Here is a 14,079-nt window from a genome sequence, read left to right as displayed (position 1 = left end):
TACTTCATGTACAACCATCATTTTAAAGGCGAAGCTATAATCACGTTGTGTGCGTTTAACTCGTTGTTCTTGTGCATGTTCCATAAAATAAGTCTCTTAAGGTGTAAACTTATTTCAGGACGGGACAGTTTTTAGAATGAATAAAGCAGGACTTCGGTTCTGCTTTTTTATTGCCTAAATTCAGGTTATGGTTAGATATTCTCTTTCTTTTTTGGCATCTGCTTATGAGCTTTATTATTCGTCCTGCTCAAATTCAAGATCTGGAACATCTACTCCCGATCTACAATGCTGAAATCTTATACGGAACCTCAACCTGGAATAGCACGCCAAAGACAATTCAGGATTTTCAGAACATGCTAAGTGAATTAAGTGCTCAGCAATTTCCTTTATTGGTGGCTGAACATTCAGCATCCAAGCAAATTGCAGGTTATGCGGATTATTCTACTTTTCGGCCCATTCAGGGCTTTAAACACACTGTTGAACATTCTGTCTTTCTTCATGCAGATTTTATTGGGCAAGGTCTGGGCAAAGCCCTGATGCTCAAGCTGATTGAACATGCCCAGCAAAATGCAATCCATGTTATGGTCGGTGCCATTGACCATGAAAATCAGGCATCGATTGCCTTACATGAGAAATTAGGCTTTAAACAAACCGGTTATATGCCGGAAGTTGGACAGAAATTTGGACAATGGCGCGATCTGGTATTAATGCAACTCAACCTGAACTAAACCAAAATATTTTATTTTTTATGTAAAACTTAATATAAACAGGTCAATAATCTGTTAGAAAAATTGCGGATAGATAAAATTTTCTATTAAAACCAGAATAATGTCAGTTGAGTAAAATTATGAATAAATGGCTTATCTTTATCAGTATTCTCCCTCTGAGTAGTTTTAGTTTCGCCAATTCAGACTTTGAAACTGAACTCCGATCCGAATGTGCCAAGGTGAAAAGCTATGCCAACTCGGGAAGAAAATTTTATGATCAGAAACAGTATCAAAATGCGCTAGGACAATTTCAACAGCAAGCTTCCTGGTCTGCCTTTTGTGCAATGCATAGTGAAAATAGCGATGTATCTTTTTCCGAAAATGCCATTACCACTGCTTTTAATAATGTCGGCTTAAGCTATTTTAAATCAGGAAAGCCACAATGGGCACGGGCCTGGTTTTCAGTCTTTCCTCAGGCCAAAAGCAGTCAATTTAATTTAAAACAGCTTCCTCCCCCGCAAAAAACTCAAAACTTGGCTGGCATCTATATACAGCATGCTGGCTTTGGTCACTGGAATACCATTCAAGTCAAGCGGATTAAAAATTCTTATCAGATTCATTTTAATGGCTTATATATGGGACTAAATAGCATGATTTATGGTCCAAATATAGGTGAATTTAAAACCACAATGCCTGTTAATAAAAATCAAACGGCCTATCGATCAGATGATTGCAAAATTAACCTCAATTTTGCTTTTGATCCTAAACAGGGGCAGCAGGTGATTTTAAAACAGGACAGTGGCAGTTCAGGTTGTGGCTTTGGACATAATGTCTATGCAGATGGGCATTATTTAAAAGTTGAGTCCTAAATGGAGTTGTTAAAAAAGCCCGCGATTGCGGGCTTTTTAATAGGTATTAGCAGCAAATCAGTTTACACAACGATATCTGCCAGATTACCTTTCTGTTCCAACCAGTCTTTACGGTCACTGGCGCGTTTTTTTGCTAGCAGTTTATCCAGTAAACCTGAAGTCAGGTGCAAATCATCCAGATCCAGTTGCACCAGACGACGAGTATTTGGATCTAAAGTCGTTTCGCGAAGCTGGCTGGCATTCATTTCACCTAAACCTTTGAATCGGGTGATTTGCGGGTTCTTGCTTTTACATTTTTTCAGGATGCCTTCCAGTTCATCTTCATCCAGCGCATAGTGCACATCTTTAGCATCATCAATACGGAATAGTGGTGGCATCGCTACAAACAGATGCCCTTCTTCGACCAGAATCGGGAAGTGTTTTACAAACAGCGCACATAACAAAGTCGCAATATGCAAGCCATCCGAGTCGGCATCAGCAAGAATACAGATCTTGCCATAACGCAGTTCAGACAGGTCATCTGAACCTGGATCGACGCCAATCGCGATTGCAATGTTATGAACTTCCTGAGAGGCCAGCACTTCATCCGAAGAGACTTCCCAGGTATTTAAAATTTTTCCGCGAATCGGCATAATCGCCTGGAAATTCTTGTCCCGTGCCTGCTTGGCTGAACCACCCGCAGAGTCTCCTTCCACAATAAACAGTTCAGACTGATCCAGATCATGTCCGACGCAATCTGACAATTTCCCAGGTAAAGTTGGACCAGCGACAATTTTCTTACGCTCAACTTTCTTGGCCGCTTTTAGACGGCGACCTGCTTTGGAAATCGCCATTTCTGCCAGTTGCATAGCGATGTCTGAATTCTGGTTCAGCCACAGTGCAAACGCATCTTTGGCAATATTCTGTACAATGCCTGAAGCTTCACGGCTGGATAAACGTTCCTTGGTCTGACCAGAGAATTGTGGCTCCTGGAATTTCAGTGACAGGATGTAGTTCACCCCGTCCCAGACATCTTCTGCAGACAGTTTCATATTCCGTGGCAACAGGTTACGCAATTCGCAGAACTCACGCATGGCATCGGTCACGCCAGAACGTAAGCCATTCACGTGAGTACCACCTTGTGCGGTTGGAATCAGGTTGACATATGATTCCTGAATACTTTCTCCACCTTCCACATTCCAGCAGATGGCAAATTCTGCACTGGCACGCTCAGCATCACCTGTCGCCACAAAAGCAGGGGCCGGAATGATTTCACGGTCTTCCAGCTCATCCATCAAATAGTCGACCAGACCATTTTCAAACTGCCAGGTGATCTTTTCATCATTGATCTGGTCGATATAGTTAATTTGCAGACCAGCGGCCAATACTGCTTTGGCTTTTAAATTATGTTTCAAGACTTTAAGTGCAAATTTTGGAGAATCGAAATATTTAGTTTCCGGCCAGAAATGAACAGTTGTCCCTGTGGCACGTTTCGGTGCCTTACCTTCTAACACTTCTAACGGCGCAGTCGGTTCACCATTTTCAAAGGCCATTTTATACAGGTTGCCGTGACGCTGAACTTCAACTTCTACGCGGCTAGAAAGCGCGTTGACGACCGAGATCCCCACCCCGTGCAGACCGCCAGAAAATTGATAATTATCGGTACTGAACTTACCACCGGCATGCAGTTTGGTCAGGATAATTTCAATCCCGCTCTGACCATATTCTGGGTGAATATCGACAGGCATACCACGGCCATTATCTTCAACTGATAATGAACCATCCTTATACACCGTGACCGTGACTTTATTGGCATGTCCCGCGAGTGCCTCATCGACCGCATTATCAATCACTTCCTGCGCCAAGTGGTTTGGACGAGAGGTATCGGTATACATGCCCGGACGACGACGCACCGGATCTAGACCAGATAAAACTTCAAGAGATTGAGCCGTATATTGAGACACGTTATTCGGTTTCCTTTTTTATGCAGTCGGATAAAAACTGTAAGAGCAGCGGAATTTTCTCCGCAAAATCATCCATGCCATGGCTGCCATTGGCCTCGGTCATTAGCAGTGCAGGTGGACGAGCTGAACTATAATAGCGATGTGCTTCACGATAATCCAAAACTTCATCGCCTTGTTGTAACAGCACTAATATTTTGTCTGCATCTTGCGCAGTTGGTAGCGCCATGGCTTCGAGCTGGTCAAGATCTGCGTCATTCAGGCACCAGTTCGGATGAACCTGCAGGGGCAATTCATCATCAAACAGTTCACGAAACAGTTGCCATGGTCGCATTGCCGGATTGATCAGTACAGCCGGCACATGCGCTTGAGCGACCAGATATGTCGCATAGAATCCCCCAAGACTACTGCCGACCAATGCCACCTGATCCATCGACTGGATCAATTTAGAAATCTTCTGAATTGCAGCCATCGGCGGCATGTTCAAATCGGGTAAATGCACCTGAATATCCGGGTACTTGGCACAGTATTGTTCCAATAACTGGCCTTTAATCGAGCTGCTACTACTCTTGAACCCATGCAGGTAAATGATATTCATCGGCAATCAATAAAAAACAAACAAAATGTCAAAATTTAATTTAAAAGTGTGAAATACACTTCATTTTATAACCACTTAACTTAATTGCTTAAATTGTCTGACAAAAAAGCCTTTAATGTTATGCAATTCTCGCTATTTTAAGAGTATTCCGAATAAATTGAGAATCAAGAATACTGAAAAAAGAATTTATACCGTGAAGTGCTCAAAAAAGAAAGATGTCTACGGCTCATATAAAGGATAGGATCAAATGCCAAGTTTAACGCCATTGCATGAAACCTATTGTCGATGGGACCGAACTCCGCTTAGCCAGGCAGATGTCCTGGAAGGCCTGGCACAATTGGTCACCATGCGCTTTAGTGATGTAGTACAGGAGCTGATTAAATCGATTCAGCGTGAAATTTTAATGAGCGTATTCGGGCTGAGTGAAAAAAATTCCAAAACTTTCCAGAATATTCCTTATATCGTACGTCTGTATCAAATGTCTTATGACATGATCTTTCATTATGGCAATACCCTGATCGCGCCTGGACTGCGGCGCATTATTGAAAGATTTCCCAAATTACATAATAAACCCCTTACCCCGACCATGCATTTTATGGTCAGTGCCCTGAACGGGATTATTGGCGATTATCTGCTGAAATATCAGAATCCTCTCGCCTTGCCGATGCTTATTTACGATCATTATGGTTCTCTGCAACAAGGTGAGCTAACCGGACGCATTACCCTATTTGTGCATGGTCTGTGCATGAACCATCTGGACTGGTCAACTCGTAAATACCCGGGTATTGGGGAAAAATTGCTGGCTCAGCGCGACCATAACACCATGCTGTACCTGAACTATAATACCGGACGCCGCATTTCAGCCAATGGCCGCAGTCTGGCCAATACCTTGCAAGATCTGGTCAAACGTAATCCGGGAATTACCAGTATTGATCTGATCGGACACAGTATGGGCGGTCTGGTGTCACGCAGTGCCCTATTCTATGGCAAACAGAATGTCTATGACTGGATCCCGATGGTGGAAAATCTGGTCTGTCTAGGTTCACCGCATCATGGTGCGGTATTGGAACGTTTTGGTTTTAGCTTGCAGGAAAAAATTGGACATTTTCCTTTAGTGAAAATTGTGGGACATGTGGTGAATATTCGCAGTAACGGGATTCTGGACTTACGTCATGGCAGTGTCCGGGATGATGACTGGGAATATAATCCGGTACGGATTGGCTTTATGGACGATAACCGTAAACCTGCACCGATTCCTGCGCATATCGATGCCTATCTGGTGGCAGGTACGATCGAGTTTGAACACCATACCAACAAAACGCTTAATGTGATCGGCGATTATCTGGTCAGTGTCAAAAGTGCCTTGGGCGAACATCCCCATCCGCGTTTTGACCTGAAAGTACCTGATGCGCATAAGGCGATTTTCTATGGCCTAAATCATTTTGAAATTCAGTATCATCCACTGGTTGCTGAACAGATTGTGCGCTGGTTCTATCCAAGTGTGGAAGATGAAGCCTATACGCAAATTCATGAATATGTGACCGATCTGGACAGTATTGAAGGCATTGCCCTGACCTGATCGAAGGTAAAAAATTTGGTTCGCCTCCAAGAGAGTAATAAAAAAAGCCAGTCTGTAGACTGGCTTTTTTTGATTCAGATTTTGAAAATCAGTATTTATCTCTTAGACGTTTGACGGGCGCAGTCTGATATTTGCGGAATAATTGCCACAGGCTGATCAGCAATAAGATACTGAAGAACACCAATGACCAGACCGGTAAAGATTGCCCCAGGAACGTCCAGTCAATGGCGGCACATTCACCTGACCCATTCAGTACCTGCTGTAATACCGATTTCATCGGCAAAGTTTCCAGCCAGTAATCCAGACCTGGGCCACAGCTCGGCACTCGATCTGGGGGCAGACTCTGTAACCAGACATGCCGTGCAGCGACACCGACTGACCATAAGATACTGAGCGAGCCTAAGAAAGCATAACCACGCTTCATGGCATTGGATTTCGGATTATGCAGCAAAGCAATCAGGGAGATAATCCCCAGTCCGATTAATCCGATTCGTTGAAACACACACAATGGGCAAGGATTCAGCCCCTGTCCATGCTCAAGATACAAAGCAAATGCCATCCCGGCAACAGATGCCAAAAACAACACACCACTCACGAAGCGATAACCCCATTGCATGGTTAATCCTCTTATTTATTATCGATATTGGGCTAAATATTCAGTAAAACTGATCGTGTTATCTTGCTCGAGCTGCTGTTGTTGCTGCAATGACTTTTGTGACAATTCATTGAAATATTTAAGTGTTTCTTTGCTTAATCGATGTGATTCATAGAGATTGCTATGCTGATGGGCCAAATGCTGGCCAAATTGCCACATACTGCTATGACTACGAATATCTCCGACAATCAGGGCTGACAAGGTCGCATCAACTTCATCGACACGGATCTGCATCGCTTGCATGGCGTTGCTATATAAATCAGTTTCATAAGCCTGATCGAGCAATTGGGCCAGTGGCTGCATACGTTGCAAATGCAGATTACACCAGTCTTCAATCATATAACGCTGACCATTTTCCATAATCGCAGCGTTATAGGCACGACCACGGTTGACCACTTCTGCCTGATTCTGGTCAATGATTTCCTGTTCTGCATCCAGCAGCGCCGGGCTGTCTTGCAATAAGCAGTACAGTGCCACTACTTCCAGAAAGCCGGCAGTATCTTCATTGATCCCGATCGCGCTATACGGATTGACATCGACAGCACGCAGCTCGACATAGCCAATCCCGCGATTTTGCAAGGCTTGCGATGGAGTTTCACCTTCTTGAGGTACCTGCTTTGGACGCACCAGACTGTAGTATTCATTTTCAATCTGTAGCACATGGTCATTGATCTGAATTGGCTGACCATTGGCATCATCCAGACCCAGACGGGTAAACTGTTTGTATGGTGTTTTAACCGCTTTTTGCAGACCTTCCAGATAATCCTGCAGATTATTGTAGTGAATACCCAGCTGTTTCTGTGCTGAATTCTGGTAGCCAAAACGTCCCATTCGTAATGCAGTTGAATAAGGCGTATATAAAGTACCGCGCACCAGCGGGAATAAGTGGTGATCACGTCCGGTCATAAAACACTGGCAAACGGCTGGACTGGCGCCGACCAGGAAAATCACCAATGGCGTTAAACGAATAAAGTTACGGATCAGCCCCATATAGCGATGGCTGCGATAATCCTGCAGACTTAAAGCGCGCAGCTCTTCATCAGTTTCCTGTTCTTGTAGCGCTATAAAGAGATGATCCGGGAAAGACAGATTATAGTGAACCCCGGAAATGGTCTGCATACGGCGACCATAACGCACGCCTAAACCATGACGATACAGCGTTTTAAATAAGCCAATATTGGAACTGCCATATTGCGCCAACGGAATATTTTCATCCTTGCTGTCGAGCATGCACGGCATGGACATCGGCCAGAGCTTTTCATCATTTTTCAGATGGCGGTGTACAAAGGCATGAATGTCAGTCAGATAGTTGAGGGCTTCAGTAATACTCTCTTTTGGTGGAGTAATAAACTCCATCAAGGCTTCAGAATAATCGGTCGTAATATGCGGATGTGTCAGAGCTGAACCTAAGGCATGAGGATGCGGTTCCTGTGACAGGAAACCATTGCTTTGCATACGCAAGCTCTCACGCTCGATACCGCGCAGCATTCCTTTGATGAGCGACGAATCTACCCATTCCGGTAATACATCATGGGCAGTCGATTCAGGTTGACTCATTACAATCTCGCTTAATGGGGGGTAACTATTAAAATAGAATCATCGGTTTAGCTTAGTATACCGCGATTTCCAGACAGCACATGCTGCCCTGCCTAGTTTTCAAGCAAACCATTGATTTTTAGTTAGGCAAATTTTTAACACAAAGTTTCTCTATAAGACATGTGAAATTTGTGATTTTATTGACAAATAAATGCTAATAAATTGTAAACATTATGAATTATCAAGATATTTTAGACTTCTGGTTTAGTCCTGAGACTCAACCCAACTGGTTTGTCAAAAGTGACCAGTTCGACCAAAGTTTGAAGGAAAAATTTAGCGATATTCTGGAACAGGCGAGTAGAGCTGAACTATGGTCATGGCGTAAGAATGCTGACGGCCGGTTAGCAGAAATCCTTGTTTTGGACCAGTTTTCACGTAACATTTTTCGGGATACGCCGCGTGCTTTTACCCAGGACAGTCTGGCTTTGACACTGGCTCAGGAAGCCATCAGCCAGGATCTGGACAAGCAGCTGAGCCCAGAGCAACGTTCCTTCCTTTATATGCCTTTCATGCATAGCGAATCTAAATTAATCCATGAATTTGCGCTAAAATTATTTCAGCGCCTCGGGAATCCAGAAAACCTCGAATATGAAATCAAGCATAAAATCATTATTGACCGTTTCGGACGCTACCCACATCGCAACCAGATTCTGGGCCGTGAATCCACCGAGGAAGAATTGAGTTTCCTGACCCAGCCAGATAGCAGCTTCTAGAGGTCTGTAACTCGCTGGATCATCCTATCAGGAGAACGAAGATGAAAAAAACCGTCATTGCCCTGACCCTTGCGACGGCAGCCCTGCTTTCTGGCTGTGCAACGACTCCGTCTAAGCTGCTGACCTTTGACCAGCTCGGCCAGTACAGCACCACCCCACTGAACGCCAACACCTACCGCATCAGTTTTCAGGCGCGACCTAATATGAGTTTCGGTACGGCCGAAGAAATCACCCTGCTGAAAGCCGCTCAAACTACGGTACAAAATGGCTTCCAGTTTTTCCAGGTATTGAACGATCCTAGTAACCGTACCCAGCAACCACCGCGTCAGGCAATTGTCTATCCGGCGCCTAGCATCTATCCATACGGCTATTATCGTCCTTATGGTTATTCCCGACGCTATCCGGGATTCTGGCCCGATCCATTCTATGACCAGCCCTATACTGTTACTTTGGATCCTGCTCAAGTGGCTTATACCATTGAGTGCTTTAAAGCCGGTCAGGAGCCGAAAGATGCTTTTGATGCCCGCTTGATTTTAAAATCACTTGGCGCTAAATATGGAGTAAGTCCATCCGGCCAAGTACTACAACCACAGCCGGCCACGTCCCAATAACAGGATGATTTATGCAGAAAGAGCAGCCATCACCGAGCTTACAACGCAGTAAACGTTTTGCGACCATTGCACTGGTCGTTGCAGTACTAGGTTGGCTGGCGCTGATGATTACTGCCAAACTACTGCCTGAATATGTCTGGCTGATTCATATTTTAATGCTCTCTGCTGAGGCGGGTGTAGTCGGTGGTTTGGCAGACTGGTATGCAATTACCGTGCTGTTCCGCAATCCTTTTGGCCGGCTGCCGATTCCAAAATTTTTACGTGACCATACTGAAATTATTCCACGCAATAAAGCCCGGATTGCCGAATCTATGGGTCGTTTTGTGCAGGAAAATTTTCTTTCTCCACAAATTGTGCAGCGCAGCCTGGCCAGTACGGACTTAAGTCTGGCTGCCGGCCGCTGGCTGGCTAATCCGCAGAATAATGCTCAAGTCACACAAGTGATTCAGCAGACCGTACCCAAAGTATTTGAATTTGTCGGGCAGGAACAGATCGCCGGATTTATTCAGAGCAACAGTATGCAATGGGTCAAAAATACCCAGATCAATACCTTGGCCAGCGAAATGTTACGCGCTGTTTTAGAAAATGATTTCCATCAGGATGTGCTGCAACGCGGCCTGGATGTGGTGCATGCTTGGATGACCTCACATCCCGAACAGACTCGTGAGCTGACCCGCACTTTATTCAAGGAAATGGGGGTCTGGAGACTGGCCAAAGGCGCCAGCTGGATCGGCATTGATGTGCAGCAGCGCAGTATCGATTCCGTGATTCAGCGGGTGGAAGCCATGTTGGCAGATCCCGACCATCCTTGGCGGCTTAAAATTGAAGAAACTGCTCAAGAACTGATGCAGCAATTGGCAGATTCTGAAAGTATGGCTAGCCAGCGACTGAATGAAACCAAAGATGCCCTGCTCGACAGCCCGCAAGTACTGAATTTTATCAGTGGTGCAGTGGTCATTTTATGCGATGCCATCAAAGCAGATTTGCAAAAATCGGATTCGGGGATTGCGGAGAATCTGCGAGTCGCCATTCAGCAAGTCGGTGAGAATATTATTTCAAATACCTCAGTACGTGAGTTACTGAATAAACGTCTCAGTGGTATCGCTGTAGACTCAAGTGACCAGTACAGTGAGAAAGTGATTCGTTTTATCAGTGAACGTATTCATGAATGGGATTCGACCGAGATGATCGACAAGATTGAAAATGAAGTCGGTGGTGACCTGCATATGATCCGGGTCAATGGTGTCGTGGTCGGAGCCTGTATTGGTCTGATCCTTGGGATCATCCGCGCTGCAGTCGAGCATCTGATTTAATTGGTTTTTTAGCTAGAGACCCCATCTGTTAGCGAATGCTTTTTACCTTCTAAAACTTCTTTCTTAATTCTCATTGATAGAAAACAATTATTTGGGTGGCTGATTTCCTGACATATCGACCAGCAATCCGGCAAATTTGCGTACAAAAGGCAAAAGCGTTACCACAATTGGAAAAGCAATTGCTCAGGAAATCATCCAGTTATGAAACCAGAGCGCCATAAAGCCTTCAATCCAGCCCAGATTGCGCAGCATGTTGATCATGGAAATAATCCCACTCATCAGGCAGGACAAGATAAAAGGCACAATGACCAAGGCCCATTTGGCTGGAAGTTTGGGAATATTGCCGATGATGGTCGGGCGCTGTTTTGAATCCATGCTGACTCTTTTTATTGTTTCAATCAGGCTAATATAGGCCATTTTGATTGCTGGATGATTCATTTTTTATAGCAAAGTTTGCAACTTATTTATTCTCCTCTTTCTCATGTGATCCTTCATTGATGACCGACCGATGGATAGAAACTATAGGCTGTTAATCGTATATTTTTTATTCCCCATAAATGGTTTTACCTAAAGAGCTGGAAATTTGCTATATTTGCTGTTTTTCTGCGATATCTATTTTCGACTGATTATGAATACGGCAATCCAAGCAGCTCTCGATCATGCAGTGCAAACTTTACAGGCACAAAACGTACTCCCATCTGACTGGAACAATACAAGTAATTTGACGCGTACCAAAGACCGCAGCCACGGTGACTTTGCATCAAATATTGCCATGATCGCGTCTAAAGCTGCGGGTATGAAACCGCGTGATTTAGCAGAAAAAATCCTTGCTGCCCTGCCTGAAGTGGCGGATATCAGCAAGGCAGAAATTGCAGGCCCAGGCTTTATTAACTTCTTTTTAAATGCAGACCAGCGTTTTGCTGTGCTGGATCAGATTCAGGCTCAACAGGCAACGTATGGTCGTACCCAGGCCAATGCGGAAAAACGCGTTCAGGTTGAATTTGTTTCTGCGAACCCGACTTCCAGCCTGCACGTAGGTCATGGTCGTGGCGCTGCTTATGGTATGACTGTCGCAAATCTGCTTGAAGCGACAGGTGCCAAAGTTGACCGTGAATATTATGTCAATGACGCTGGCCGTCAGATGGATATTCTGGCGACTTCAACTTATTTACGTTATTTAGAATTGACGGGTCAGGAACTGGTGTTCCCGAAAAATGCCTATCAAGGTGACTACGTCAAAGAAATCGCACAAAGCATTATTGATAAAGACGGCGATATCTATGTTCGCCCTGTTGCAGACGTTTATAAAGACGTCCCTGAAGATGTACAGTACGCTGCCGAACCAGATGCTGAAGGCAATAAAGTGGTTATTTCAGGCGATAAAGAAAAACACATTGATGGCCTGATCTTTAACTCACAAACCTTATTAAATGAAGGTTACCGCGTCTTCCATCAAGCTGCGTTAAAAGCCATTCTTGATGATATTAAAGATGACCTCGGTGAATTCGGGGTGACTTTCAATCAATGGTTCAGTGAAGCGACTTTAACTGAAAAAATTGATGAAGCGCTACAAACTCTAGATCAGCGTGGCTTCCTGTATGAAAAAGATGGCAACATCTGGTTCAAGTCAACTGAATTTGGTGATGAAAAAGACCGCGTGGTTAAACGCCGTAATGGTCAAACCACTTATTTCGCCTCTGATATTGCGTATCACCTGAACAAATTACAACGTGGCTATACCGATATCATTGATATCTGGGGTTCAGACCACCACGGTTATATCGCACGTGTAAAAGCCGCGATTGATGCTCTGGGCTATGACTCGAAAAAACTGACTGTACTTCTGGTTCAGTTTGTCAGCCTGTGGCGTGGTGGCGAGATGGTACAGATGTCCTCTCGTTCAGGTCAGTTCGTGACTTTACGTGACCTGCGTAAAGAAGTCGGTAATGATGCAGCGCGTTTCTACTATGTCATGCGTAAATCTGAACAGCACATTGACTTCGACCTTGACCTTGCCGTATCTCAAAGCAAGGACAATGCCGTGTATTACATCCAGTATGCGCATGCGCGGATCTGCCGTATGTTAGAAAAGGCAGCCTCTACAGGTGTGAACTTTGATGCAGCCACTGCACGTGGTCTGGCAGCCAAACTTGAGCTGGAAGCGGAGACTGAAATTCTGGCAAAACTGGCAGCTTATCCAGAGATTGTTGTTCGTGCTGCAAACAGCTATGAACCGCATCAGATTGGTAACTACCTGAAAGAGCTGGCTGCGCTGTTCCATGGCTGGTACAACGACAACAAGGTTCTGGGCGATGATGCAGAATTAACTCAGGCACGTTTATTGTTATCTGTAAATGTTCGCCAAGTGCTGCGTAACGGTCTGGAACTGCTTGGTGTATCTGCGCCTGAGTCAATGTAAAGCACTGCTTTTACATTGACTCAAGACGAAGAGCTCTGCTCGAAGTGAGCATGTAAGCAAAACACTGTTTTACATGCTCGCAAGGCGAGAGCTGTGCTTGAAGTAAGCATGCTAGTCATTGCCGTTTATCTGCTGAATAAACATTTTGTAACGTTAGCTATGTGCTTGAAGATGTAGATAAATTAAAATTCTGTGTGATTTGTGATCTAGATAATGACTTTTCTATCATGATCACATAGGATGAAGTTATAGTAGGGGCATAACTGCTGTTATGCCTTTTCTATTTGCCCCGATAAATAAGAGGAAATCCCAAGTGTTTGGAAAAACGCAGCGCGGTGTATCTGAAAGACCGAATAAGCCCAAAAAGCCACTTATTCCTACCTGGCTCGGCACACTCGTGATCATTTTAATCGTGTTAAGTTTTTTAATGGCACTCATGCTGTGGAAGCCATGGGAACCTGTTAAACCTAAAAACCAGGCTACGGCTGAGCATTCTCAAGAAGAAGATACCAATAAAGACTACCGTTTTTATGATCTGTTGCCACAGCAGCAAGTGACACCGATTCCTGAAAAGGCGGTTCCTGAAGCAAAAAATCAGGAAGCAGTGGTGATTGTAGAGGCACCAAGACCTGAAGTTGATGAATCAGAAACAGCAACTGAGCCAGGTCTGGATGCGCCCGAAGCCCCAACTCCTGCTTCTGCAAGCTATATTTTACAAGTTCGTAGTTTTGATGACCCGGATCAGGCAGATGCCCGCCGTGCAGAAATTATTCTCAACGGTTTATCTGCAGATGTAGTCCGCAGCGTGGAAAATGGTAAGGTTTGGTATCGTGTCGTGTCTGGACCTTATGATTCAGCAGAATCTGCGATTATTGCACAGCAAACCTTACAGCATAGTGGTATCGATTCGATCGTGGTCAAACGATAAGGTTCAAATATAAAAAGCGCCAGATGGCGCTTTTTTTCCCTCTCCTAAAAGGAGAGAAAATCTCCCCCTTTAATAAAAGGGGAATGAGGGGGATTTACTTATTCTGAGTCAGCAAATATTTAATCCCTCCAACCTCCCTTTAAAAAAGGGA

At 44.5% G+C, this 14,079-nt stretch carries 12 protein-coding genes and 1 pseudogene; 8 read left to right on the top strand and 5 right to left on the bottom strand.

What is annotated here, in order from left to right:
- Positions 1-224 precede the first annotated feature (224 nt).
- Positions 225-728: a GNAT family N-acetyltransferase gene (locus tag FTV12_RS09865; protein ID WP_004781446.1), complete on the top strand. Its 504-nt coding sequence runs from the start codon at positions 225-227 to the stop codon at positions 726-728.
- Between the two features lie 119 nt (positions 729-847).
- Complete coding sequence (locus FTV12_RS09860; protein ID WP_005232724.1) at positions 848-1,576, top strand: hypothetical protein; 729 nt, start codon at positions 848-850, stop codon at positions 1,574-1,576.
- Positions 1,577-1,638: 62 nt separating this feature from the next.
- On the opposite strand, the gene parE is transcribed toward FTV12_RS09860, so the two are convergent.
- Positions 1,639-3,519, bottom strand: coding sequence for a DNA topoisomerase IV subunit B (gene parE / locus FTV12_RS09855; RefSeq protein ID WP_180033956.1), 1,881 nt, complete (start codon positions 3,517-3,519; stop codon positions 1,639-1,641).
- A gap of 1 nt (position 3,520) precedes the next feature.
- Positions 3,521-4,114: a YqiA/YcfP family alpha/beta fold hydrolase gene (locus FTV12_RS09850; RefSeq protein ID WP_004781441.1), complete on the bottom strand. Its 594-nt coding sequence runs from the start codon at positions 4,112-4,114 to the stop codon at positions 3,521-3,523.
- A gap of 247 nt (positions 4,115-4,361) precedes the next feature.
- Here FTV12_RS09850 and FTV12_RS09845 point away from each other — a divergent pair, with 247 nt between their 5' ends.
- The gene (locus tag FTV12_RS09845; protein ID WP_180033955.1) at positions 4,362-5,693 is read left to right on the top strand and encodes an alpha/beta hydrolase; all 1,332 of its coding nucleotides are present in this window, start codon (positions 4,362-4,364) and stop codon (positions 5,691-5,693) included.
- A gap of 88 nt (positions 5,694-5,781) precedes the next feature.
- Here FTV12_RS09845 and FTV12_RS09840 read toward each other — a convergent pair whose 3' ends face one another.
- Positions 5,782-6,309: a disulfide bond formation protein B gene (locus FTV12_RS09840; protein ID WP_180033954.1), complete on the bottom strand. Its 528-nt coding sequence runs from the start codon at positions 6,307-6,309 to the stop codon at positions 5,782-5,784.
- An 18-nt stretch (positions 6,310-6,327) separates the two neighbouring features.
- Positions 6,328-7,905: a glutamate--cysteine ligase gene (gene gshA / locus FTV12_RS09835; RefSeq protein WP_180033953.1), complete on the bottom strand. Its 1,578-nt coding sequence runs from the start codon at positions 7,903-7,905 to the stop codon at positions 6,328-6,330.
- Positions 7,906-8,117: 212 nt separating this feature from the next.
- Between gshA and FTV12_RS09830 the strand changes: the two genes are divergently transcribed.
- The 3 genes from FTV12_RS09830 to FTV12_RS09820 are packed head-to-tail and all read left to right on the top strand — an operon-like array spanning position 8,118 to position 10,581.
- A complete protein-coding gene (locus FTV12_RS09830; RefSeq protein WP_180033952.1) occupies positions 8,118-8,657 on the top strand; it encodes a DUF924 family protein in 540 nt (179 codons plus the stop codon).
- A gap of 41 nt (positions 8,658-8,698) precedes the next feature.
- Positions 8,699-9,268, top strand: coding sequence for a hypothetical protein (locus tag FTV12_RS09825; protein ID WP_180033951.1), 570 nt, complete (start codon positions 8,699-8,701; stop codon positions 9,266-9,268).
- A gap of 11 nt (positions 9,269-9,279) precedes the next feature.
- Positions 9,280-10,581 carry a DUF445 domain-containing protein gene (locus tag FTV12_RS09820; protein ID WP_180033950.1) on the top strand — a complete coding sequence of 434 codons (1,302 nt, stop codon included), beginning with the start codon at positions 9,280-9,282 and terminating at the stop codon, positions 10,579-10,581.
- A gap of 87 nt (positions 10,582-10,668) precedes the next feature.
- On the opposite strand, the pseudogene FTV12_RS09815 reads toward FTV12_RS09820, so the two are convergent.
- A pseudogene (locus FTV12_RS09815) lies at positions 10,669-10,956 on the bottom strand (DUF2798 domain-containing protein).
- A 253-nt stretch (positions 10,957-11,209) separates the two neighbouring features.
- Here FTV12_RS09815 and argS point away from each other — a divergent pair.
- Both argS and FTV12_RS09805 read left to right on the top strand, forming a co-directional pair.
- Positions 11,210-13,000 (top strand): arginine--tRNA ligase, encoded by a 1,791-nt coding sequence (argS, locus tag FTV12_RS09810; RefSeq protein ID WP_180033949.1) that lies wholly within the window; start codon positions 11,210-11,212, stop codon positions 12,998-13,000.
- A gap of 313 nt (positions 13,001-13,313) precedes the next feature.
- Positions 13,314-13,928 carry an SPOR domain-containing protein gene (locus FTV12_RS09805; protein WP_180033948.1) on the top strand — a complete coding sequence of 205 codons (615 nt, stop codon included), beginning with the start codon at positions 13,314-13,316 and terminating at the stop codon, positions 13,926-13,928.
- Positions 13,929-14,079 lie beyond the last annotated feature (151 nt).

It is taken from the genome of Acinetobacter sp. YH12233 (assembly GCF_013417725.1).
GTDB lineage: Bacteria > Pseudomonadota > Gammaproteobacteria > Pseudomonadales > Moraxellaceae > Acinetobacter.
The sequence above is the reverse complement of the archived record's forward strand: the minus strand, read 5'-3'. Positions and strand labels throughout refer to the sequence as shown.

Excerpts from the sequence above, each read along its gene's own strand:
- FTV12_RS09865 (WP_004781446.1), top strand. The coding sequence starts at position 225 with ATGAGCTTTATTATTCGTCCTGCTCAAATTCAAGATCTGGAACATCTA.
- FTV12_RS09860 (WP_005232724.1), top strand. The coding sequence starts at position 848 with ATGAATAAATGGCTTATCTTTATCAGTATTCTCCCTCTGAGTAGTTTT.
- FTV12_RS09850 (WP_004781441.1), bottom strand. The coding sequence starts at position 4,114 with ATGAATATCATTTACCTGCATGGGTTCAAGAGTAGTAGCAGCTCGATT.
- FTV12_RS09845 (WP_180033955.1), top strand. The coding sequence starts at position 4,362 with ATGCCAAGTTTAACGCCATTGCATGAAACCTATTGTCGATGGGACCGA.
- FTV12_RS09840 (WP_180033954.1), bottom strand. The coding sequence starts at position 6,309 with ATGCAATGGGGTTATCGCTTCGTGAGTGGTGTGTTGTTTTTGGCATCT.
- gshA (WP_180033953.1), bottom strand. The coding sequence starts at position 7,905 with ATGAGTCAACCTGAATCGACTGCCCATGATGTATTACCGGAATGGGTA.
- FTV12_RS09830 (WP_180033952.1), top strand. The coding sequence starts at position 8,118 with ATGAATTATCAAGATATTTTAGACTTCTGGTTTAGTCCTGAGACTCAA.
- FTV12_RS09825 (WP_180033951.1), top strand. The coding sequence starts at position 8,699 with ATGAAAAAAACCGTCATTGCCCTGACCCTTGCGACGGCAGCCCTGCTT.
- FTV12_RS09820 (WP_180033950.1), top strand. The coding sequence starts at position 9,280 with ATGCAGAAAGAGCAGCCATCACCGAGCTTACAACGCAGTAAACGTTTT.
- argS (WP_180033949.1), top strand. The coding sequence starts at position 11,210 with ATGAATACGGCAATCCAAGCAGCTCTCGATCATGCAGTGCAAACTTTA.